Source organism: Xenorhabdus sp. PB62.4, from assembly GCF_014467285.1.
Taxonomy (GTDB): domain Bacteria; phylum Pseudomonadota; class Gammaproteobacteria; order Enterobacterales; family Enterobacteriaceae; genus Xenorhabdus.
Genome location: NZ_NKHR01000025.1, coordinates 1 through 24,306 on the forward strand (window position 1 = coordinate 1; position 24,306 = coordinate 24,306).

The window sequence follows — 24,306 nt, forward strand, 5'->3', positions numbered from 1 at the left end:
CCTTTACCGTGCTTTTTGACGAATTCTGTTCGTTGGCAAAATCGACATTTTACTTCAATCATCGCCATTTAATTTCTCCGAAAAAAGGGGAATTATATACCACCATCAACGGATTGAATACGTGACCGTAAAAACAAAGGCAGCAAACCAGGATGGCAGTTCGCGTTCAATAAGAAAGTAGTAAGGTAATACTAGTTCGATACTTTTACCCGCCAATAATAATATGCCAATCAAAAAAACAAAAATAAGATATTTTTTATCTTTAAGGATAGAGAAAGATGATGTTTTATCTTTATCTGTTTGAATCGGATTTAACGTCATATTAGCAGGTTGTTTGGCAGTTTTTTGAGTTATTATGAAAATAATGATTCCCGATATAAAATAACCGAGTGAATTACCCCAAATAATCAAGTTAGCCATAGCATTGGATATCCCATCTTTATTAATAAAGAATAGGGACAGTAATGCCCCACAGCCCAGTCCAATATTTCTGCAACTGTTTATAATGGCAAAAACATTTAACTGACTATTTTTAACAGGAAATAGAGTTCTTATTGCGGCGGGATTGGCACACCAGTAAATACGCTCACCGATTGAAACAAACATAACAATGATGGCGGCCTGCCAAGAAGTTGAAACAACCAACATCCAAGGAAACGCAATGAATCGTAGTAGACTGCCCAGCAGAGTCGAATGAGCTGGCCCTAATTTATCAGCCAATAAGCCAGCAGGAAAGCCTGCGATAAGCAACGCAATCATGGCACCTATCGTCATTGATAGCCCAACTTCGACGATATCTAATCCTTGAACCAATACTAAATAAAAAATTGCTACAGGACGCCAGATACCTCCACCCATACTGCCAATTGCCATTGCCAGCAAAAATAGACGTTCTCGAATGTTTAAAGCCATGATTGTTTTCCTATCACTCAATTAATGAGTGGTAATATTTCAAATTTAGATTCAAAATATCTATTTAATAATTACTTTTGTAACTTTTCTAATAATGTTTCCATTTCTTTCCGTGAGGTAATTTTAATATAAATCCCATTAAAATTATCCAGTAATAATTTATCTTTTTTAAATTGGTGTTTCCGATATTCTATAATTTGTCGTAAAAAATTTAGATCAATTTTTTCATAGCAACCAGAGGCCATATCTGGTCGTTGTTTTCTATGCCATTTTAATATGCGTTTTAATGCTTGAAATAAACAAATATAGGTTGGCATATACAGGTGAATTACGGTATCTGCCTTTTCCAAACGTTGTGACAAACTTGAGCCATAGTTACCATCGATAATCCATTCTGATTGATCCGTTAAGGAACAGAGTTTCTGCTGCCATTCTTCTGCCGAAGGTGCTGTCCATCCTTCTTGCCAATATTCTTGATCAAGATGATACAAGGGAATCGAGCAAATTTGACTCAATTTTTTGGCAAAGGTTGATTTTCCTGCACCTGGAGAGCCAATCACTAAGATACGGTGCATATTACCAATCATGCCCATTCCTGCTGCGTTTGATTATGTTTGTCCATTCATTTAGCACAGGAATAATTGTTTTCTCCGATAGTTCATAACGGCGCGTTTGAAGATGGTTGGGAACACCATTTCTCTTGGCTTTATCTTGGATCAATTGATACTGACGACGGAGAAATCTGGCGGACAGCCCAAAATCATGGGCAATATTGATGTCAGAAAATTGGAACTGGTGAAGAATAGCTGCTGTTACAAGCCCCGTGCGATCTTTCCCCAAGCTGCAATGCAGCACAACATTTCCGGTATGAAGTAATTCTGCCACTTCTTGAGCAATTGTCCATGCTGTATGACTCATGGTGAAATAAAGATCGATATAATCAGATTCAGTGACAATATGTGTAAGATTATTCTCTGGTGGTATAAATCGTATAGGACGATTTACATATTTTGTTGATGCAGGAAAATGATAACCATTGAATTGTGGTTCATACTCTTCAGGAGTGCGTAAATCTACCCAACTATTTATGGGTAAAATTTCTGACAATATATTGAATACCGTTTGTTCTTTTCCTCGTTGCATACCACAACGAATGAGTGTTCCACAATTATCTGTCGTTGTCTGCCTGATTTTCAACATCCGTCCATTCAGGATATCAGTATGATGTATTGGGAAAATATTCAGTTGATAGATATTATTTAGCTGAGTTTTCATCACTGTTCACTATAATTTAGTTCACTGTAATCGTATTCTACGGGAAAAATTTGTTTGAGGAATTTCACCATTAATTCTAATTCTCCAACCCCAATCCTGATATATCCATTCATTCTTTCCTGTGAGCTCATGTCACGGATATAAAATCCACCTAAGGCTGCGGTTTTTACTAATTCAATGGGATTATCACCATTAGTTTTGATATTGATGAAATTAGCTCCTGAAGGAAGAATTTGCCAATTTGGGCGCAACGCCATAATGATTTTAATAACATATTTTCTTGCCTGAATAATGGATTGGCAAATTTTCTTGATGTGCTCCTCTTTGGCTAGAATTCCGTGGAGTATTGTCCATGTACTTCCTGCGATAGCGGATTCCGTCCTTTCTTGGGACAAAACATCAATAATTTTTGGAGAGGCTATTGTGGCAGCAATACGAGCACCAGCCAAACCATAGCCTTTAGAAAATGATCGGATGTAAATAATATGTTCAGGCTGACCTAAAAGAGCTAAATGATTTATATTACTAAATGCTATAAAACATTCATCAATAACCAGTAAATGACCATTTTCCATACATAAGTTAGAAATTTTTAATAATGTGTTGCTATCAAATTCTATTCCTGTTGGGCTATTGGGATTTGAAATTGCGACAATGGATGGAGGGGTCGTTTGGATTGTTTCCAGTAATGTTTTAATACAAAAGTTTTCAGGGCATTGATCATTAAAATAAATTGGTAGGATGTTGATGTTATTAAGGTTGGCGTGGTCAATCCAGCCAAAATAATTAGGTATAGGAATAATTAATCTTTTCGTCGTACAGGCAATCAGACGTAATATCAGACTAATTGCAATATCTGATCCTGGAGTGAAATAAATAGAGGATGAAGTAATCCCTAATGCTTTCGCTGCACGTTCATGTTCCACGTGAGGATAAGGATAAAGCTGATGCCTTTGTGGGGGAACATCGATATCCTGAATTATTTTTGTTAATGCATTATGATGTAATTCACCACTGCGTAAATTTATGCCATCAGACAGAAACTCTCTCCTGCGAGGAGGTGATTCTGATGCCAGAGGTAGTGGATAATTAATTGGTGTTATGCCCGCCATTTATACACTCCTATTAGAATTTTAAATTTGGGCGCCTAATACACGCAACTGTCCCAATAAGTCAGGATAACCACGTTCAAGGTGGTCAATACCGTCTATTTGAGTTTTTCCCGATATTTTCAATGCAGCAATGATTAAGGCTGCGGCTCCACGTAAATCAGTGGCTTTGACTGCTAAGCCATTTTTATTGGGAACATGGGGAATAATTTCTACTGATTTTGCACGATGTATAACTTTGGCGCCCATTTTCTCCAACTCTTCAATATATTGGAAACGTTTGACCCAAACTTGCTCCGTTATACTGCCACCCAATTGAGATGCCATTAGCAAGAGAGCCATAAAGGGTTGATTGTCACTGAATATTCCGTGAGAGGTGACTTGAATATCTAATCGGGAAGCCGGAAATGAATGGGTAATGGAGAGATCATTGTCTTTCCATTGGAGCTGATAACCCAATTTCTCCAAACAGGCGATTTCAGCTGAAAGCCCGGCTTCAATATGATTTCGTGAGATACCCGTGATAGAAATGGGAGCGTTGCAGTAAGCGGAAAGAGTCAGGTAAGTCATAACTTCGATCAGGTCAGGTCCAAGAGTTGTTTGAAAACCACCGGTATCAGGCTTTCCTACAACGATGATTCGATCTTTTTCCCAATTTATGTCAACTTGCTGGTATTTGATGGCTTCCACTAATGCCACGACATCGGGTTTAGAATAAGGATTAATAATTTCACTGATGCCTTCAGCTCTTGCAGCACACAACAAGGCGGCTTTTGTTGCACCAGAATAAAGTGGGCCAGTTAGTTTTCCTGTTCCTTCTTCAACGTCGGCAAAGTGAGCCATATCGATTTTGGTAGAGGAAAAACGTGGCGCGGTGGCTTGAATAATATTTCCTGTTGTTTCTACCTTGGCACCGAATTTTTGCAAAACGGAGCATAATTGTTCAATGGGGCGTTCCCCACCTTGCCCTACGCCAATCTTACAGCCACCTGTTTCACCTAATACGACATGACCTGAACGGGCTAGTAAGCCAGGTGCAAGATACCATGCACCATGAATCAAGGTACTAAAATCCTCAGGTATACTGGTGTTGTTCAAGCCACAGGGATCAATATACATGGTACGTTTTTCTGGTTCATGCAATATATTGGCACCCAGTAATTGGCCTATTTTTCCCAATATTCTGATATCTGCAATATCAGGAACATTTTTGATCAGAGAAGGCCCGCTTGATGACAATGCCAAACTAAACAGAGGTGGAAAAGCATGCTTAAACCCTGAGACTTGTACGCTGCCTGATAATGTATTGCCACCTATGACGTCAATTTTTTGCATGTTATTTCTCCGGTTCGTATTTCGAAACAAAAGCAGCAGTCAATACACGTCTATAAGTCGCTTCGGGTGCAGAATCAGTAATTGGCGTTACCATATGCCATGATTGATCTGAACGTTGTAGAATCACCGCGGTGTTTAGTTCTGGCGGAATTTCACGGTAAACATCTTGAGAATCATCAGAGCATAAAATACGTAGGCATCCTCCCCAATCTGGTGACCAATTGTGGTTAAAGTTAAAGATTTGGGTCACGATTTTTTCAGTTTTATCAGTATGTGGGCCTAGCCATTGGGCAGAGCGATATCGCCATAATGTTAAATTCAAAATAGTTGAACTGAGATCTTGTCCAATCAATTTTTCCATCCGCTTTCGATATTGCTCACTTTTCAGGTATTCGGTGAATTCACGCCATACAGGAGAAAGGGGAGTATCTTTTTCAATACGCAATGTTTCCAAACTGTAGGTTTTTTTGTCACTGGTTTCTTCTACCGTTTTTTCCGCAACCATGAAGCCGTCATTAGGAAATGTTTCCATCAGGTTTTTGGCAATATCTGCGCGAATAAAGGGGGATACAATACCCCAGTGATAGGGAATGTCTGTCAATGTGTGGGGCAATAATAAATTAAACATGAGTTTTGTTATCCTCATTATCTGAAACATGATCAGAGCTTACGTAATGCAGGAGAAGTGCTCGCCGTGCATGTTGCGAACCAGATACCACCTTACGCACACTGTGCCAAGAGTTGGGTGAGGGCAAAAGGAGCACCGAGCGGTTTGGGCTAGGCACAACGGTTTCTTTGATATCATCAGGATCAGAGGAACCGAGAATGAGTAATTCCCCGCCTTCTATAACACCCGTTGGAAAATAGAGGGTTTGGGTCAGGATTTTATCTGGACGATCACAATGGGGAGCCAACCAGCAATTTTCATGGTAAATGGTAAAACGCACATGTAAGCGGGTTTGTGAAAGATCCCGTTCCATCAGGGTTGAAAAATAGTCGCGATAATTATCACTTAGAATGACTTTCAACATGGTTTTCCAAGCTGAAGTCAGATTATCCCATGTTTCCTGAACAGGAATGCCATTATCAATAGCTAAGAGATCCCACGTACTGTAGTATTTTCCATCCCCTTCTTCGCGATGAGATTTGCAGTAACCAGTATGTGGAAATTCTGTCTGCAAGCGCTTAAAAATGTTTGGAGATAGAAAGTGATCTGAACAGAACCATTCAAAGGGTTCTTTTTTTCTTTTGAAGTCAGGGGAATGCCACCGTATATTCATATGCCGTCTCCTGATGTGTGTTTTTCTTCATGTCTCATTTGTTGCGTGATTTTTTTCATCACTTCAGTTGGGCGATCTTTCTCATTGGCAAATAATAATGAGTAACCTTGTTGACGTTCCTCTGGGGATTGAGGTATTTCGTGAAAGAGTTGGCGATTATATTTACCAACTTCCGTTATTGAGGAGTTTTCATGCAATTTGTTGTAAGGGGTATAGACGGTTGGCCGGACTCTGGCTCCTTCAGCGATCAACCAGTCAATCGTCTTGATTGAGGCTGTTATTGTATCTCCTGGCAATCCAAGAATAATGAATGCATTGATCTCTATTTCATTATGTTTGGCGATTGCCAATAGTTCTTCAACTTTGGCCTCAGTGTTTAGCTTTATTTTTGGCAATTTCAGGTCTGGAGAGACAGAAATGGTTTCCACACCCAGACTGATTCTGATACAGCCTGCTTGTGCCATCAATTCAATTAATTCCTTATTCAAATGATAAATTGTGGTCACGCATTTCCATTGAATGGGGAGTTTTAATTCGATGAATTTATGACAAAATTCTTTTACCCATCGACGATTCAGGGTAAACGTAGGAGCATAAAAAGAGACATAGTCAAATGGCTGGATACGTTGTTGCTCTGTGATATATTCAATGACTCTGTCAACGGAAAGTCGCCGTTCGTTTTTTCCCTGCATTGGTGGTACATCACAAAACTCACAACCAACTGGGCATCCACGTGCAACAGGAATAACCAATTCACGTCGATCGGGGATACCACAAAATTTATTCAAATCATTCTTATACATTCGGTCATAAGCCGCATAAGGAATCTCCAATGTATCAGGTAGTATCCATTCCTCTGGACTTAACATATGGCCGATATCTCCTTGCAAATAACCATGGGAAGTTTTCACAATGAGACCAGGAATATTTGTCGTATCAGAACGATAATTCAATAGAAAAGATTCAACACTGCTTTCGTAATCACCGCTGAAAACAATACCTTCAAAATCAAATTGTTTAAACCAATCAGGGATCTGTTTTGAAAGCCGCCCGAAAGTAAACATCTTCACTTGTGGTAATATTTCCCGGCAATACAGCGTAGTACGGTTAAAATTATCCACGGCATCAAAATCGTTAAATAAACCCACAAAATCATAGCCTTTTGCTAATTCTTTGGCTAAGTCATGCCAAGTCAGATTTAATGCGCCACCATCCAATGCAGTGACTTGCCATGATGGATTTCTTTCCCTGATATATGTTGCAACTTGAAATAAAGGCAGGTGATGGCCTGCATTGAAATAAGAAGGAATATAGGGAGGAATTAATAATAATATACGCATGCACAAATCTCCTGAATTAAATAGTGAAATGAGCATTTGCTAAATAGATAAATTGGCAGACCGCCATCGTCGCGTAGCATCCAGATGGAAGAAAAAATTCTATTGTCAAACTGGAACGATCAGGGAATTCGTGATCTTCACTGAGATCGATAACTTTTATGTAGGTATGTACAATGGTTGGTCGCAAACTCTGTTTTTCTGCTTTTTTTCCATCGGCAACTTCGAAGCGAGTAAATGGATGCCAAGGCATCGCTGCGGCAAATTCCATTACATCAGAATAAGTCTTGGGCAAAATATAGGGTATTGATGAGCGCACCACGTTTAATCCTTCATGATGTCGCTGGAATTCTTGTGCTACGAGATGGTTCCACTGATAAGAGCCGTAAGAGGCATAATAAAAAGAAAGCCTCCTAGGATCTAATTGATGGAAAAAATGTATGGGTTTTCCTTGCCATTTTTGGGCGGCCAGTGCTTCTGGCGACTCCGATTGACATATTAATGATAAGGCTTTTTTCCATTCATTATGGTAAACAGCCTGCCCAATAAGATGGGTTGTAGAAGGTCCTCCGGGTACGCCGAACCTTTGTGTATCATAATAATTAATAAAAGCATGATTATGTGATGACTGTTGTGCCAAAGTATGGGCAATAGCTTTATCTAAATTACGAATCACAATGCGAAAACTATTACCTACTAGCTGACCAATCTTTATTTTTTCTTCAAAACAGCCAACTTCGTGCAATGAGAGCCATTTTCCTGATGTCATATCCAAGCGGGCATTGATAGCACTGATATCTATCTCTTGTGATAAAGATTGAATAGATATTCTCTGACTTGTTACGCCATCTTCATCTTTTAATCCAGCATACCCAATATGGCTTTGTGGTATTTCCAATATATTGGCAATATTGGTAATGGCTTCAGAGGTTGTCATTCCCTCTTTGCGTAATTGAAAATGCCAAATCTGTTTTTCTATTGAGGGCTTATAGAATCTAGAAACTTCCTCAACGAGAAAATCAGTAGGCACTTTTTTCAGACAATACTGAATATCCCTGTAGAGAAAGGTATCGGGTGAATATTTTAAAAAAGGTGTGGCAAGTTCGCTATTATTCATTAAAATATTTCCAATTTTTAAAGCATGGTTTTTCAATGGTTAGTTAAGGCCCACTGTTTTTATATACTGATTATATAAAAGCAGTATGTAAAAACGTTATGCGTTAATATGATCAACTTTCTTTAGGAAAATAATCATCAAGGCTTCCTTCTCGCCAAATGTCCGTCGTAGCACAGTGCAAACCGCCCCCAAAAGGATAGGCATCTCGGAAAGGTACAGGAATAACTTCAAATCCCAATTTATCCAATTGTTCTATTTGATGAATTTCACTTTCTTCCACACAAACCGTTTTTTCATCAAGTGACAGGATATTCATTGAGAGCCATACACTTGAATAACATAATGGCGGTGATTGATGATGTGCAGGCGATGCAGCTTCAATAATTTGCCAGCCATTACGGATAAATAGTTGTCTGAACTCAGGCAATAAGGGTCTGGTAGGATTATTTAAAACTAAGCCAGGACGTAAAGGTAATAGTGTACAGTCAATATGGCTTGGGAAAGGATCACCAGGAAAATTAATAGGACGAATGCGATAATCAGGAAAATGGCGCTGCAACCAGTCAATGCCTCTCATGTTTGTCGTAAAACCATGCTGCACGAAAAGATCTCTCCCACATCGGACAATATCAGCAGCCTCAAAAATTGGTTCTTCTTCTGTCGTGACAAACTCTTTTTTCGTTACCCACTCTTTTCGCGTTTCCATGCTGATTTCTTCAGATAAATAACCATATCGGTAACTAGCATCTGATAACCGAGGGCGAGGGGCTGATTCATGCCGCATAGTTGTATCTTCTTTCATATAAGCAGAAATCAAAGGTCGGTAACATAAATACTCAAAGAAGCGAGATCTGAAACTCATTGTTGCTTCTAGAATCTCTCGGTCAACAGTAATGAGTACATCTCTTGGTGGTTGGCAACCGAACATAGTGCCTTGAGTGAAATCAGGAGATTGTACAGAAGCGTTAAAATTTAATGGGGTTGGACGATCAACACGAATTCCACGTGAAACCAGTATCGAAGATAACCCATCTAGTTGTACATTCGCTGCATCAATTGATTCCTGGCTTCTTGGTCCATAACGACCACGCATATCTGAATTTTCTGGAATACGGGCCATAAATGCGGGTTCAGGAGGGGGAATACATGCATTATCTGCACGGCCAACAATAACATGTCGTAATTTTCCCCATTCTGTATGACATTCTACATGAACAGGAATATTGTTTGATTTGTGGTTATTAATGGTATCAATAGTTTTAGTCAAGACATTCTCCTTTAATACATTTTTTAATATTTCTAATTTCTGCCGCGTTTAACTTTAAACCTATTAGCTATAGTTATTATAAAAATAGAAATATAACATTATTAATCTGATGCACACGAATGGTTTAGTGAGATGACATTTTCACTCAAGTGAAAAATAAAAAATTTATTTTGATTAAAAATGAGGTTTGTCATCATTAAAATCAATTCAAATTTTATTTTGTAGAGTTAATCAAAAGTTAAACCGACAACTAATTTTTATTGGTTTTAGGTAAATTGAAATAGACTGATTTTATCAAAATGTAGATTTTGTACTAAAGAGTATTCTTGACACTTAAATATGGATTATATAACCTTACATTTCATTTGTTAAATTTTTGTTTTTTATTGGTGGGACTATGATTTTATCAAAAAAAATAAAGCATTTTTTGAGTGTTGCGGAGTGCGGATCTTTTAAAAATGCATCTAAAAATATTCACATAAGTCCGCCCGCACTTTGCAAAAGTATTGCTGATATAGAGGATTCATTGGGATTTAAACTATTTAATCGCTCTAATGCTGGAGTAACTCTGACAGAAGAAGGGGTAAGTTTATATAAATATTTATTACCAATACGTGATGATGTCGAAAGTATTAAATCTAGTTTTCCAATGGCATTAACAAAAAAAGAGATCAAAGTAGGAACAGATAGTTATAATAAATCATTTAATAAATTGATAATTAAAATAATTGAAAATGGTCAAGTTGATCTTATTAGTGAAATGTACCATTTCGATGAACATCGTAGTAAATTACTTTCAGGAGAACTCGATCTTTTTATTTCTACTCATCCTCCAGTGGAAGATAAATTAGAACGAATTTCCTGTAAAATAGATGATCATGAGTCTGAAGTATTCATTGCTTCAGGAAAATTACTGGATAAGAATAATTCATTAATTGATTTGATTTGTAATGAGAAAATGATACTTCATTCTGGAATAACAAAACATCCATTTTTTGATGAATTATTAAAATATAGGAAAGAGAATAGAATTAATACTCAAGTATTAGTATTTCCTGATATTAGCCATGTTATAGATTTTGTTTTCTTTGATATTGGTTATTCAGTTGTTAACAAAGCAATATTGGATTCAAATTATCTAAAGAATACTGGGTTGAGAATTATTCCTAATACGTTGTTTTCATCTGAGTTATCCAGTTATATTTATTACTTAAAGAGAAAGGAATTAGAATTACTTTATTATATTAACTAATCATATTAGATGATTAACTATTTTATCTGTATTTGTAATAAAAAGATAAATATCCATTTTTCCAATGCTAGCCTTTAGCAATTTTGCAGTACGTCTCATTTTAATCTGATAATAATGTTTATTATCCCGTCCAGTTATGATCTGTATAAGAAAGGAATAACGATGCGTAAAGTAATTCTGGCATTCAGTGCGATTGTGTTTGTTTTTGGTCTAAACGGTGTGACACAGGCAAAAATGTTTATGCCTGAGCAAGTTAGTCAAGGAGTAACAGCCGCAGATTTAGCTCAACGTCAGGCTATCCATTGGGTTTCGGTGGAGCAGATTGAAAAAAGTTTGAAAGGACAACTTCCAATGGCTGTTGGGTTTGATATTGATGATACAGTCATGTTTTCCAGTCCGGGATTTTATCGGGGAAAATTGGAATATTCACCTAATGATGAAAGCTATCTGAAAAAAACCGAATTCTGGGAAAAAATGAATAATGGATGGGATAAATTCAGTATGCCGAAAAAAATTGGTATTGAATTAGTTCAGATGCATTTGAAACGGGGTGATGATATTTATTTTATTACAGGGCGTACAGCAACTAAAACAGAAACTGTTACTAAGTACGTACAAGAAGGTTTACATATTCCTGCTGATAAAATGCATAATATTATTTTTGCAGGGGATGAACCCAATAAGAATGATAAAACTAGTTGGATGAAAGATCATCAATTGAAAATTTACTATGGTGATGCAGATGCTGATATTGCCGCAGCCCGTGAGTTAAATATCCGTGGCATACGCATTTTGAGAGCATCAAATTCCTCTTACCAGCCTCTACCTAAAGCAGGCCGATTCGGAGAAGAAGTAGTCATTAAATCTGAGTATTAATCTGAAATTTCAAGATAATACATTCCAATTAAGGGCACGAATAGGTGCCTTTTTCCTTTTTAGAGCCAGTATAATCTAATTTATAATAGTGAAAATTTTCTTTTGCTTAGTGTAATTGAGTATGATTGGGTAGGCCCCCCTATCTTAAGAGGTAATTATGTATATAATTACTACTATTCTTTTCTGATAAAATAGGACTCCTGATAATTAGAATAAGTCATTGAATAGCGGTATGTATAATAAGGTGAGGTGAACTGTTATGGTGAAGAACCCGGTAAGGTTACTGAAAGTCTCTTTTATCTGTAGCGCATTGGCGGTATCAGAAGGAACCTTTGCAACTCAACAAAGTGGCTCAGAATTAAGTGATGTGCAACAATTAACAGGGAGATCAAAAAAAGAGGTTTCGGTTGCTTTATCTGATAAGACTATTCCTATATCTCAGATAAATTTTATTAATGATAATCGGAAGCAGTTACAAAATTGGCTGCCGCAACAAGTAAAACCGATATTTTTTGAGAGATTGGTAACGTTATATACTGCTAATAAAATGAAACCGTTATGGACAGATAAAAAATCTATTCAGCAATTTGAAGAACAATTATTCGAAATATCGTTAGCTGGTTTTCAGCCTCAATTTGAAAAATGGTTAGTTCAACTTAACTCTCCTGAATTAAGTGATATTGGGCGTGATGTTATTTTATCCGATGCTATGTTAGGTTATCTCCATTTTATTAACGATGTTAAGAAAAAAGGAGATTCATGGTTATATAGCAAAACACCTTATGAGATTGATTTACCGCCTTCTCATTTAATTGATAAATGGCAGCAGCATATCAAGGATCAGGATACTGAATCTTATATTACAACCTTATCACCCAACCATCCTATGTATGAAAATATGCGTAAGGAGATGTTGGCTCAATTAGCTGATAAGCAACCATGGACGGAGTTTTCACTGAAAGGTACCCTAAAACCCGGGCAAAGCAGTGAAGGTGTTGTAGCATTAAGAAAAATATTGGTTCGGGCAGGTACGTTGGAGGCATCAGATGCCAAATCTGATAATAAAACTTACAGTAAAGAATTAATCGCCGCTGTAAAACGCTTTCAAACTCTACATGGTCTGTCAGCCGATGGTGTTATTGGCCAATCCACTAAGGTATGGTTAAATACGACGCCACAAATTCGTGCGCGCATTATGGCATTAAATATACAACGGTTACGAATTATCCCCGGAAATATTCCTACAGGTATTTTAGTTAATATTCCGAATTATTCGCTTTTTTATTATCTGGATGGAAAAGAAATATTAAATTCTAAAGTCGTAGTTGGCCGCCCTAGTCGCAAAACGCCCATTATGAGTAGTGAATTAAACAATGTAGTGATCAATCCACCATGGAATGTACCTACGAGTATGACACGCAAAGATATTGCACCAAGAGCGCAGCGTGACCCAAGTTATTTTCGTACTCGTGGTTATACCGTTTTTTCTAGTTGGGGCAATGATGCTAAAGTTATTGATCCTTCATCAATTAATTGGGAAGTCGTTACACCAAGTAATTTCCCTTATCGTATAAGACAAGCTCCCGGCCCAACTAATTCATTAGGGCGTTTCAAATTTAACATGCCAAATTCGGAAGCAATTTATTTACATGATACGCCAAATCAGGCTTCCTTTAGCCGGGAAATGAGAGCAATCAGCTCTGGTTGTGTGCGTGTCAATAAAGCGCCTGAATTAGCTAATATGTTATTAGGAGATGCTGGTTGGAATAAAGATAAAGTTAGCGGTTCATTGAAAAAATGGGAAACAAAGTATGTTAATATTCCCAAAAAAATTCCTGTCTTTCTTTATTATCAAACAGCTTGGGTTGATGATAAGGGAGTACCACAATACCGAGCTGATATCTACGGTTATGATGTGAATGCAAGACAACAATCTGAGATTTTATCCAAAATTTTGGCTGCCAGAAGTGATTTATGATTTTTGTCGTTATTAGTCACATAAAAAGCATAAATTTGATATTTATACCCATATTATAAACGGTGAAGGGAAAATATTTCCTTCACCGTTATTTTATGTTACTAATTCTTTTTTCAGGTTTTTTCTTACTATAAGGGTTTCTTAATGAATTACTTTTATCTACGATTAGTAAATTCCTATGGTTCATACGAAAGAAATCTGTCAACAACATATCGTCATTAAAATTTCATCTATATTTAATATGATTTTCATTTTGTTAGATTGGTCACAATTATAGTTTGGTAAATTTACAGTAATATACAAAAATAATTGAAACTACTTTTTATTTGTTGATGTCTCATTAATTGGTTAAACTCAACTGATAATGTAGTTTAGAAATTATTAATACATCATAGAATAGCAGGGCATTTTATCCATGAATGATATTGACCACGATCGCCGAAAGTGGCTCGGCGTAAGCGTGGCCGCGCTAGGGTTGGGTTTATTACCTCAACCTGCTTTGGCCGCATTGACAACACCGCGTCCTCGAATTTTACGCTTTGATAATCTGCATACAGGAGAAACACTCAAAGCTGAATTCTTTGATGGTCGCCGTTATAACAAATCAGAACTAGCCCGTTTGAATTATTTATTTCGCGATTTCCGTCAGAATAAGATCAAAACTATTGATCCGAAATTGTTTGATCAAATTTATTTATTACAGATGTTGATGGGAACAAATAAATCTGTTCAACTCGTTTCTGGTTACCGTTCATTGATGACAAATAATATGTTGCGGCAAGCTAGCGGTGGGGTTGCAAAACATAGTTATCATACTCGCGGGCAGGCAATGGATTTCCATATTGATGGCGTTCAATTAGCGCATATTCGTAAGGCTGCACTGAAAATGCGGGCAGGGGGAGTTGGATTTTATCCAAAAAGTAATTTTATTCATATTGATACAGGCCCGGTCAGGACGTGGTAATCTTATTACTAAAAATGAGTCTTGATTGTGGAGTTAAACAATATAATGAAATACCACATTATCCCTGTCACGATGGCAATGCAAAATTGTACATTGATTTGGTGTGAAGAAACTCAGGTAGCAGCGATTGTTGATCCGGGCGGCAATGCCGAGCAACTTATCGCCGAAATAGAGCGCCGTGAACTGAAACTCACACAAATTTTGCTGACACATGGTCATTACGATCATGTGGGTGCTACCGTTGAAGTTGCCAACCATTTTGATGTACCTGTTTATGGGCCACATAAAGGGGATGCTTTTTGGATAGAAGGGTTGGAAATTCAATGCCAAATGTTTGGTGTTGAGCCATGTCCATCTTTCACGCCTGATCGTTGGTTAGATGAAGGGGATATATTGCAAGTCGGCAATGTTGAGTTATCCGTTTTGCATTGTCCGGGGCATACACCAGGGCATATTATCCTTGCTAATCATGCTGATAAATTAATCTCAATGGGAGATGTGCTGTTTAAAGGGAGTATTGGTCGTACTGATTTCCCAGGTGGAAATTATGATGAACTGATTCAAACTATTAAAGAAAAAGTACTGCCATTAGGTGATGATTACCAATTCATTCCCGGTCATGGGCCGATGTCAACGTTAGGACACGAGCGGAAAACCAATCCATTCTTGCAAGATTAATTGGAAACGTGTCAGCATCGTGTAAATATAAAAGCCGCTTTTTTTTCAGCGGCTTTTTTGGAATAGATATCAGTTACTCAGATATAAATTAGAGCACTGCAACAATAGCTTCACACAGAGGAACCATATTCTCCAGTGTCAAACCAGCTACATTGATACGACCAGAGCTAACCGCATAAACACCATATTCTTCACGCAGGCGATCAACTTGTTCTTTAGTCAGGCCACTGAATGAAAACATGCCGTTTTGAGCGATAATGAAGCTGAAATCTTGTTTTGCACCTTTTTCTTGTAAGGTGTTCACAAATAGTTGACGCATGCGCTGAATGCGTTCACGCATTGTTGCCAATTCCTGAACCCATTCTGCTTTCAAATCATCATTAGATAAAATTGTTGTAACAACGGAAGCACCATGTGCTGGTGGGTTAGAGTAGTTGGTGCGAACAATAGATTTCGCTTGGCTGAACGCTCTTTCTGCGGTATCGCTATCTGCTGCAACGATGGTGCAAGCACCAACACGCTCATTATACAGACCAAAGTTTTTGGAATAAGAGCTGGCAACGATCAGTTCATTGTGATTTTTGGTAAAGATACGCAGACCTTCAGCATCTTCATCCAACCCTTTAGCAAAACCTTGATACGCGAAGTCAAACACTGGCAACCAACCATTCGTAGCAGATAAATCCGCCAGTTTTTGCCATTGTTCAGCCGTTGGATCAATACCAGTTGGGTTATGGCAGCAACCGTGCAGCAAAACAACATCACCGGCTTGCGCTTCAGACAGGCTTGCCAGCATACCTTCGAAATCCAAAGCATGTTTTTCTGCATTGTAATAGTTGTATTCGCGGATTTCTAAACCAGCACTGGAGAAAACACCTTTATGGTTTGGCCATGTTGGGTTGCTGATCCAAACACGTTTTGCATTGGTCTGTTTAGCAATAAAGTCAGCGGCAGTGCGCAGTGCGCCAGTTCCGCCTGGGCTTTGTACAGTACGGGCGCGTTTGTCGGTTACGATAGGGCTGGTTTTACCGAATAGCAGTTCCTGAGTGACACGACCAAATTCAGGTAACCCGCTAATTGCCAGATAATTTTTGGTGGTTTCGTTTTCCAGCAGGAATTTTTCTGCTTTTTTAACGGTGGTCAGAACAGGGGTTTTACCGGTTTCGTCTTTGTAGACGCCGATACCTAAATTGATTTTGTTTTCACGTGGATCCGCTTTAAAGCTATCGGCTAAACCAAGAATAGGGTCGGCAGGCGCTGCTGTGATTTTTTCAAACATTTTTTTGATTCCAAGACTCGGAGAGTTAAGCCCAAAGTAAGTTATACGCTGCTCAGGGTAACCTTAAGGAACTCATTTGCCAACCACTTGTAGCAAAAAGAATAAAATCTTGTGAAGTAGTTTACGGAGTGAAGAAAAAAGATAATAAAAACAGTGGGGTAAAACGTAAAAAGCAGCGCCGAAGCGCTGCTTTTCTGAGATAAATGTGTTTAACTTTTCGCTAAACAGTTTATCAGCAGTAATTAGAACTGATAAGTCAGGCCAACACCGAATACGTTGCGAGCGCCTGCATCTATTCCTTCATTTTTGTCCAACAGGTTGATTTTATAATCAACATAAGTAGACAGGTTTTTGTTAAAGTAGTAGTAAGTACCTACAGAAACATATTTAACCAGATCTGCGTTGTAGTGTTTTTCACCTTCACCCAGTTTTTTACCTTTAGACTGAACATAAGCCAGAGATGGTTTCAAGCCCAGGTCAGAAAACAGGTACTGTGCAACCAACTCAACGTTCTGAGTTTTATTTGCAACAACGTCAACGTTAACTTGAGATTTTTTGCCTTGTTCGTTTACAACGTCAACTCCAAGAGTACCAGCAAGAGTCATGTTACGGGTTTCACCGTACATTGCTGCCAGATATACGTTGTTCGCATCGTACTTAGCACCTATGTTCCACGCTTCAGCACGTTTACCTTTAGCAAAGGTATCATTCCACTGACCATTTGCACGAGTAGAGTTAGCGTAAGAACCACCAACAGTGATACCGTAACCTACGTTATAAGTGGTAGACAAACCGTAGCCATCGCCGTTTGCTTTACTTCCCTTGCGGCCATTCTTAGTACGTTCGCTGTTTTGACCTTGATATTGCAGAGCAAAGTTCAGACCATCAACCAAACCGAAGAAGTCAGTATTACGGTAAGTCAACAGGCCAGTAGAACGACCAGTCATGTAGTTGTCAGTGTGGGCCATGGAGTCACCACCAAAGATTGGCAGTACGTCAGTCCATGCGTTGACATCATAGTTTACGCCGTAGTTACGACCGTAATCCAATGAACCGTAGTTAGCGAATTTCAAACCAGCGAAAGCCAGACGAGTTTTAGTCTCTTGTTTACCTTCTATGTCGTTAGCGTTCAGGTTGTATTCCCAACGGCCAAAACCAGTCAGTTGGTCAGAGATCTGAGTTTCACCTTTGATGCCGATACGAGCATAAGAATCGTCGCCATCTTCGCCGCTTCTCTTGTCTGAGAACTGATGACGAACGTCTACTTTACCGTACAGATCCAGTTTGTTGCCATCTTTGTTAAAGATTTCAGCCGCGTTTGCTGTACCAGCAACCAGCAGAGCTGGGATTACCACTGCAAGAATATTGCGCTTCATTATTATTACCCTCATTGGTGTTATTCAGACACCTGCCACTGCCAGAAACAGAACACTAAAAAATTTTGGAACTATTTGTGGGTATCGAGTGTCTTATTAGTCGGCGACCAGTGTTCCATTGGTAATGAATTTTATCTACCCTCAAAATGCTACAAAAGCGCAAAATCGGTAACAAAGTGCAAATAGGTGTTTCAAAATGTAAATATCAGGGAACTTTTTTTGTGTGCTCTTTACCATAAAATAAAAAAAGCCAACTTTCGCTGGCTTTTCAGGGGATTGAATTTTGCTCGTTTATCGAGCTGATTCATTAGAAACTTGCATTTCTCGGTGTCCGTGGGAATGGAATAACGTCACGAACGTTGGATACTCCAGTCACATAAGCGACCAAACGTTCGAAGCCCAAACCGAAACCAGCATGAGGAACGGTGCCATAACGGCGCAGATCACGATACCACCAGTAATCTTCTTTATTCAGTCCCATTTCTTCCATACGCTGATCCAGCATATCCAGACGCTCTTCACGCTGAGAACCACCGATGATTTCACCAATGCCTGGCGCTAGCACATCCATCGCAGCAACGGTTTTACCATCTTCGTTCATGCGCATATAGAAGGCTTTAATGTCTTTTGGATAGTTTTTCATGATCACTGGCGCTTCGAAGTGTTTCTCTGCCAAATAGCGCTCATGCTCTGATGCCAAATCCACGCCCCAGAAAACAGGGTTTTCAAATTTCTGGCCGCAATTTTCCAGAATTTCTATTGCATCGGTGTAATCCAATTGAATGAAATCTGAATCGACAAATTTCTCCAGACGAGTAATAACTTCGCTATCAACACGTTCTGCAAAGAAAGCCAAATCGTCAGCACGTTCTTCCAGAGCAGCCCTGAAAACATATTTCAGCATGTCTTCGGAGAGTTTGGCGATATCATTCAGATCGGCAAACGCCATTTCTGGCTCAACCATCCAAAATTCTGCCAAGTGGCGGCTGGTATTGGAGTTTTCTGCACGGAAAGTTGGTCCAAAGGTATAAACTTTGCTCAGTGCACAAGCATAGGCTTCACCGTTTAACTGACCAGATACGGTCAGGAAAGCTTCGCGACCAAAGAAATCCTGGCTGAAATCCACTTCGCCTTTATCTGTACGTGGCAAGTTTTGCAGATCCAACGTGGAAACGCGGAACATCTCGCCGGCACCTTCAGTATCTGATGCGGTGATCAGCGGAGATGATACCCAGAAAAAGCCTTTTTCATGGAAAAAGCGGTGCAGGGCTTGTGCCAGTGTATGACGGACACGAGCAACTGCGCCGATCAAATTGGTGCGTGGACGAAGATGCGCAACTTCACGCAGGTATTCGATACTGTGGCGTTTGGCCGCCATTGGATAGGTATCAGGATCATCAACCATGCCAACGACAACAACTTTAGTTGCCTGTAATTCAAAAGATTGGCCTTTACCTTGGGATTCAACCACAGTCCCTGTCACTTCTACAGAACAGCCTGTGGTTAAATGCAGCACTTCATCCTGATAATTAGGTAAATTATTATTAACGACAGCCTGTAATGGATTAAAGCAGGAACCGTCATAGACGGCGAGGAACGAGATACCAGCTTTAGAATCTCTCCTTGTACGTATCCAACCGCGAACGGTGACTTCGCTGTCAACCGAAACACGGCCTTGCAGTACATCGACTACAGGCGCTACGCTCATAAATTTCTCTCTTCTTTTATTAATGAATTAGATAACTAGATAGATTTACCATAAATGCCCCATCTTCAGGGGCAGATCTTCTATCTTACTTGTCATCTCTCAGGAAACAAGAAGAAATTTCGGGTCTTAGCGAGGAAATAAGGGAAAATGTGGCTTTTCACTTGCGTAACCAGCATGGAGCCGGTTACGCAAGGAACAATCAGCCAGATTATACTGCTTTTTCTATATAAGGAATGTCAAACGCCCGGCGTAATCTATCGACAAATTCATCATCTTCACAGATCGTTTTTCCGGGGCTGTCGGAGAGTTTCGCTACCGGTTTGCCATTACATTCGACGAGCTTGATAACAATATTCAGTGGTTTTACACCTGGAATATTGCAGGTCAGCCGTGTTCCAATACCGAAAATCACATTGATTCTCTTATGGAAGTGGTGATATAGCGCTAATGCTTTTTGCAAATCCAGACTGTCAGAGAATACCAGTGTTTTCGTCATTGGATCGATGCCCAGTGACTGGTAGTGTGCTATGGCTTTTTCACCCCATTCAATAGGATCACCGGAATCATGACGCAGGCCTTGGTAAGCTGTCGCCAAGGGTTTGTCAAAGTCCCGCAGGAAAGCATCCATAGTGATACAATCTGTCAGAGCGATACCTAGCTGATTTGGATACTCATTCAGCCATGTTTGTAGCGCAGCACGCTGACTATTAGCCAGGTCAGGGCTAATCTGCTGATGAGCCTGAAACCATTCATGAGCTTGTGTACCAAGCGGAGGAAGATCAAGCTGCTCTGCCAGTTGATAGTTACTGGTTCCGGTTAAATAAGGGAAGCTATTTTTCAGCTCATTGATAATGGCATACTGTACTTCGTGTGAAAAACGGCGACGAGTGCCAAAATCCATTAACTTAAAGCCGGACAGATCAATATCTTCTTCTTTCGCATCTTTGTGGAACAGCTCAATCAGTTTTCTGAGCTGAATAACCGCATCTTCTGGTTTTATTTCAGGTGAGCGATGGCGATGAACTAATTCGCTGATGAGGGCAAGTAAAGGCACTTCCCACAGGATAACTTCGTGCCATGGACCGGAAATGCGGATGGCCAATTGCCCTTTATGGGTAACAGAAACGTCTACTTGTTTAGGGTTAAAGCGGAATGTTTTGAACCAGTTCAGGTAATCCTCTTTAAAGAACGGGAGTCGAGAGAGATAATCGAATTCGCGTTCTGTTAATCTTAAATCAGCCATCATATTAATTTGATGGCGCAACGCCTCGGCGTATTCTCCGAGCAGCTCATCACCACGGCAACGAAATTCTGCAACAACAGGAATATTGTTGTAATGGTGGTACACTGCTTGCTGCATATGAAATTTATAAGCATCTGTATCAAGCAGTGATTTGATAATCGGGGTAGCGTCTAAAGTCATGGCGCGTCAGGCATCCTCGCGGAGCATATTCGTGTCTGCTAAATCGATAAAGTCGGGAGAGTATACCGTGATTATTGGGTTATTGAAGCTATGTAGCTGCATATATTTTCCCGAATCTAAAGATTAAGGTTAATCCATTTATAGATAATATCATGTTAAATGAGATATGAGATGACAATTAGCACGAAAGTACTAATATGCTGACTACATCATTTATACCTTTATTTAATAAGTTATTAACATTCAGAAAAAGAGACTTATTGATTGAAAGAATGGTTTCTCTATGGCAGCGTTAGCAATTGGAAAGTTTCTGTGGAAACACAATATGCCAGGCGCTTTGTAGCTAAGGTTATACAGATGTTATCAAATATGCCTGTTAAAAATAATGGAAAAGGTTCCCTATGACACAACAGCGACTCGTAAAACAACGTCTGGATTACAGAAAACCAGATTATACAATTACCGACATTGATCTCGATTTTGAGTTGAATACAGATAAAACCACGGTAACGGCAATCAGTCAGGTAAAACGTCTGGCTAATGATATTACTCCATTGATTCTGGATGGAGAAAATCTCACGTTAAAAAGTATCTATATAGATGATAAAGCGTGGGAACATTATCAGGAACAGGATGGTAAGCTGTTGATTGAGCAGCTACCAGCCCAGTTTACCTTGAAGATTGTGAACGAAATTAGCCCATCAGCAAATACAGCGCTTGAAGGCTTATATGTCTCCGGAGATGCCTTGTGCACCCAATGTGAGGCCGAAGGATTCCGTCACATCACTTATTATTTGGATCGTCCGGATGTTCTGGCTTGCTTTACTACTCGCATTACAGCGGATAAAGTCAAATACCCTTTCTTGCTTTCCAATGGTAACCGCATTGAACAGGGAGAATTGGATGATGGTCGCCATTGGGTGAAATGGCAGGATCCATTCCCAAAACCGGCTTATCTATTTGCGCTGGTGGCAGGTGATTTCGATGTCCTGCGGGACACATTTGTAACCCGCAGTGGCCGTGAAGTTGCATTGGAACTGTTTGTCGACCAGGGTAATTTAGATCGTGCTGACTGGGCCATGACATCGCTGAAAAATTCGATGAAGTGGGATGAAACCCGCTTTGGTTTGGAGTACGACCTTGATATCTATATGATCGTTGCCGTTGATTTCTTCAATATGGGCGCGATGGAAAACAAGGGACTGAATATCTTCAATTCCAAATATGTTCTGGCAAAAACGGAAACTGCGACTGACAAAGATTACCTTGCCATTGAAGCCGTCATTGGACATGAATATTTCCATAACTGGACAGGAAACCGCATTACATGTCGTGACTGGTTCCAGTTAAGCCTGAAAGAAGGGCTGACCGTGTTCCGTGATCAAGAGTTCAGTTCTGATTTGGGTTCTCGTTCGGTTAACCGTATCAATAACGTGCGTGTTATGCGTGCTGCGCAGTTCGCTGAAGATGCCAGCCCGATGGCGCATCCTATCCGTCCCGATCAGGTGATGGAAATGAATAACTTCTATACGTTGACCGTCTATGAAAAAGGTTCGGAAGTGATTCGGATGATCCACACTTTGTTGGGTGAAGAACAATTTCAGGCGGGTATACAGCTTTATATCCACCGTCATGATGGTAGTGCTGCAACCTGTGATGATTTTGTTCAGGCAATGGAAGATGCGTCAAACGTTGATTTGGCACTCTTCCGCCGTTGGTACAGCCAATCAGGAACACCTGTGCTGACTGTCCGCGACGAATACGATGCAGAAAAACAGCAATATGTGTTGCATGTCAGCCAAATGACACCACCAACGCTGGATCAGAAAGAGAAATTGCCACTGCACATTCCTCTGGACATTGAGCTTTATGATGAACAAGGAAGAGTAATCCCGCTGCGTCGTGATGGTCAGCCTGTGCATCATGTTCTGCATGTCATTCATGCAGAACAAGCATTTGTATTTGATGATGTTCCATCACTCCCTGTTCCTTCTTTACTGCGTGAATTCTCTGCACCAGTAAAATTGGATTATCCATATAGTGATGAACAACTTTCATTCTTGATGAAACATGCACGTAACGAATTCTCTCGTTGGGATGCGGCGCAGGCATTGCTAACCAACTATGTGAAGCTGAATGTTACCCGAAACCAAAAATCTCAGGCACTGGAATTGCCTATACATGTCATTGATGCTTTCCGTGCTGTATTGTTGGATAAAGAGATTGATCCGGCATTAGCTGCATTGATCCTGACTTTGCCGTCTGAAAATGAAATAGCAGAACTGTTTACGGTTGTCGATCCTAAAGCCATCCATGATGTCATTGGTGCTATGACGAAGGCGCTGGCTAATGAAATGGCAGATGAATTTACTGCGGTTTATCACAGCCTTCATACAGGTACATACCGCGTGGATCATCAGGATATTGCGAAACGTGATTTACGTAATACCTGCCTCCACTATTTGGCCTTTATTGATGACAACGAGCTGGCTGATAAATTAGTGGCAGCACAATATTATCAGGCTGATAACATGACTGACAGTATTGCTGCCTTGTCTGCGGCAGTATCTGCTGAATTGCCTTGCAGTTATCAATTAATGGATGAATTTGATCAACGTTGGCATCAGAATGGTTTGGTCATGGATAAATGGTTCAGACTGCAAGCAACCAACCCAGCCTTTGATGCGCTTGATAAAGTACGTGGCTTGATGAAGCATCGTTCTTTCAGTTTGAGCAATCCAAACCGTGTTTATTCACTGTTGAGAACATTCTTTACCAGTAATCCTGTGGCTTTCCATGCTGAAGATGGCAGTGGTTATCAGTTCCTGGTGGAAGTATTGACTGATCTGAACAGCCGAAACCCTCAGGTAGCATCAAGTTTGATTGATCCATTGATTCGTCTGAAACGTTACGATGAGAAACGTCAGGCCTTGATGCGTGCGGCACTGGAACAGTTGAAAGGATTAGAAAACTTGTCTGGTGATTTGTTCGAAAAAATTACCAAGGCACTTGAAAGTTAATATGTGATATATCCTCCGGTGGTAGCCGGAGGATATTGACCTGAACTTCTTCAATATCTCCCATACCCATCATCTGGCAAATCCGGAATATTTTGAGACTGATTATATAACTCCACCAAA

The 24,306-nt window shown here is 39.7% G+C and carries 20 protein-coding genes; 6 read left to right on the top strand and 14 right to left on the bottom strand.

All coding sequences use genetic code 11. From position 1 onward, the window contains the following. Nucleotides 1–105 precede the first annotated feature (105 nt). The 10 genes from Xenpb_RS16145 to Xenpb_RS16190 form a co-directional block, all read right to left on the bottom strand. Nucleotides 106–912, bottom strand: a complete 807-nt coding sequence (locus Xenpb_RS16145) for an MFS transporter (protein WP_255523166.1) — start codon at nucleotides 910–912, stop codon at nucleotides 106–108. A gap of 71 nt (nucleotides 913–983) precedes the next feature. Beyond that, entirely contained in the window at nucleotides 984–1,499 is a 516-nt protein-coding gene (locus Xenpb_RS16150) for a hypothetical protein (protein WP_187655256.1), read from the bottom strand. After that, nucleotides 1,489–2,187 carry a tyrosine-protein phosphatase gene (locus Xenpb_RS16155; RefSeq protein WP_187655257.1) on the bottom strand — a complete coding sequence of 233 codons (699 nt, stop codon included), beginning with the start codon at nucleotides 2,185–2,187 and terminating at the stop codon, nucleotides 1,489–1,491. The genes Xenpb_RS16150 and Xenpb_RS16155 overlap by 11 nt, the downstream gene beginning before the upstream one ends. Continuing rightward, complete coding sequence (locus Xenpb_RS16160) at nucleotides 2,187–3,299, bottom strand: aminotransferase class I/II-fold pyridoxal phosphate-dependent enzyme (protein WP_187655258.1); 1,113 nt, start codon at nucleotides 3,297–3,299, stop codon at nucleotides 2,187–2,189. Before Xenpb_RS16160 ends, Xenpb_RS16155 begins: the two co-directional genes overlap by 1 nt. Before the next feature lie 21 nt (nucleotides 3,300–3,320). Next, the gene (locus tag Xenpb_RS16165; protein WP_187655259.1) at nucleotides 3,321–4,631 is read right to left on the bottom strand and encodes a hypothetical protein; all 1,311 of its coding nucleotides are present in this window, start codon (nucleotides 4,629–4,631) and stop codon (nucleotides 3,321–3,323) included. 1 nt (nucleotide 4,632) lies between these two features. Beyond that, the gene (locus Xenpb_RS16170) at nucleotides 4,633–5,259 is read right to left on the bottom strand and encodes a 2OG-Fe(II) oxygenase family protein (protein WP_187655260.1); all 627 of its coding nucleotides are present in this window, start codon (nucleotides 5,257–5,259) and stop codon (nucleotides 4,633–4,635) included. Then, entirely contained in the window at nucleotides 5,252–5,911 is a 660-nt protein-coding gene (locus tag Xenpb_RS16175) for a 2OG-Fe(II) oxygenase (protein ID WP_187655261.1), read from the bottom strand. The genes Xenpb_RS16170 and Xenpb_RS16175 overlap by 8 nt, the downstream gene beginning before the upstream one ends. Continuing rightward, the gene (locus Xenpb_RS16180; RefSeq protein WP_187655262.1) at nucleotides 5,908–7,251 is read right to left on the bottom strand and encodes a radical SAM protein; all 1,344 of its coding nucleotides are present in this window, start codon (nucleotides 7,249–7,251) and stop codon (nucleotides 5,908–5,910) included. The genes Xenpb_RS16175 and Xenpb_RS16180 overlap by 4 nt, the downstream gene beginning before the upstream one ends. A 16-nt stretch (nucleotides 7,252–7,267) precedes the next feature. After that, the gene (gene truD, locus Xenpb_RS16185; RefSeq protein WP_187655263.1) at nucleotides 7,268–8,365 is read right to left on the bottom strand and encodes a tRNA pseudouridine(13) synthase TruD; all 1,098 of its coding nucleotides are present in this window, start codon (nucleotides 8,363–8,365) and stop codon (nucleotides 7,268–7,270) included. Between the two features lie 112 nt (nucleotides 8,366–8,477). Beyond that, the gene (locus Xenpb_RS16190; RefSeq protein ID WP_255523167.1) at nucleotides 8,478–9,632 is read right to left on the bottom strand and encodes a serine/threonine protein kinase; all 1,155 of its coding nucleotides are present in this window, start codon (nucleotides 9,630–9,632) and stop codon (nucleotides 8,478–8,480) included. A 397-nt stretch (nucleotides 9,633–10,029) separates the two neighbouring features. On the opposite strand from Xenpb_RS16190, the gene Xenpb_RS16195 reads away from it, so the two are divergent. The 5 genes from Xenpb_RS16195 to Xenpb_RS16215 all read left to right on the top strand — a co-directional run bounded on the left by Xenpb_RS16195 (nucleotide 10,030) and on the right by Xenpb_RS16215 (nucleotide 15,380). After that, nucleotides 10,030–10,884: a LysR family transcriptional regulator gene (locus Xenpb_RS16195; RefSeq protein ID WP_187655264.1), complete on the top strand. Its 855-nt coding sequence runs from the start codon at nucleotides 10,030–10,032 to the stop codon at nucleotides 10,882–10,884. Nucleotides 10,885–11,046: 162 nt separating this feature from the next. Beyond that, nucleotides 11,047–11,760 (top strand): acid phosphatase AphA, encoded by a 714-nt coding sequence (gene aphA / locus Xenpb_RS16200; protein WP_187655265.1) that lies wholly within the window; start codon nucleotides 11,047–11,049, stop codon nucleotides 11,758–11,760. A 259-nt stretch (nucleotides 11,761–12,019) separates the two neighbouring features. Further along, nucleotides 12,020–13,738 (top strand): L,D-transpeptidase, encoded by a 1,719-nt coding sequence (ldtD, locus tag Xenpb_RS16205; protein ID WP_187655266.1) that lies wholly within the window; start codon nucleotides 12,020–12,022, stop codon nucleotides 13,736–13,738. Between the two features lie 415 nt (nucleotides 13,739–14,153). Continuing rightward, entirely contained in the window at nucleotides 14,154–14,702 is a 549-nt protein-coding gene (locus Xenpb_RS16210; RefSeq protein WP_187655267.1) for a YcbK family protein, read from the top strand. Nucleotides 14,703–14,747: 45 nt separating this feature from the next. Then, nucleotides 14,748–15,380: an MBL fold metallo-hydrolase gene (locus tag Xenpb_RS16215; RefSeq protein WP_187655268.1), complete on the top strand. Its 633-nt coding sequence runs from the start codon at nucleotides 14,748–14,750 to the stop codon at nucleotides 15,378–15,380. An 88-nt stretch (nucleotides 15,381–15,468) separates the two neighbouring features. Here the strand turns inward: Xenpb_RS16215 and Xenpb_RS16220 are convergent, their stop codons facing one another. From Xenpb_RS16220 to pncB, 4 genes are all read right to left on the bottom strand, one after another. Continuing rightward, complete coding sequence (locus tag Xenpb_RS16220) at nucleotides 15,469–16,659, bottom strand: amino acid aminotransferase (RefSeq protein ID WP_187655269.1); 1,191 nt, start codon at nucleotides 16,657–16,659, stop codon at nucleotides 15,469–15,471. Between the two features lie 242 nt (nucleotides 16,660–16,901). Further along, nucleotides 16,902–18,035, bottom strand: coding sequence for a porin (locus Xenpb_RS16225; protein WP_187655270.1), 1,134 nt, complete (start codon nucleotides 18,033–18,035; stop codon nucleotides 16,902–16,904). Nucleotides 18,036–18,342: 307 nt separating this feature from the next. After that, complete coding sequence (gene asnS, locus Xenpb_RS16230) at nucleotides 18,343–19,743, bottom strand: asparagine--tRNA ligase (protein WP_187655271.1); 1,401 nt, start codon at nucleotides 19,741–19,743, stop codon at nucleotides 18,343–18,345. A gap of 208 nt (nucleotides 19,744–19,951) precedes the next feature. Then, complete coding sequence (gene pncB, locus Xenpb_RS16235) at nucleotides 19,952–21,166, bottom strand: nicotinate phosphoribosyltransferase (RefSeq protein ID WP_187655272.1); 1,215 nt, start codon at nucleotides 21,164–21,166, stop codon at nucleotides 19,952–19,954. A 401-nt stretch (nucleotides 21,167–21,567) separates the two neighbouring features. Here pncB and pepN point away from each other — a divergent pair, with 401 nt between their 5' ends. After that, nucleotides 21,568–24,186, top strand: coding sequence for an aminopeptidase N (gene pepN / locus Xenpb_RS16240; protein ID WP_187655273.1), 2,619 nt, complete (start codon nucleotides 21,568–21,570; stop codon nucleotides 24,184–24,186). Nucleotides 24,187–24,306: the final 120 nt, after the last annotated feature.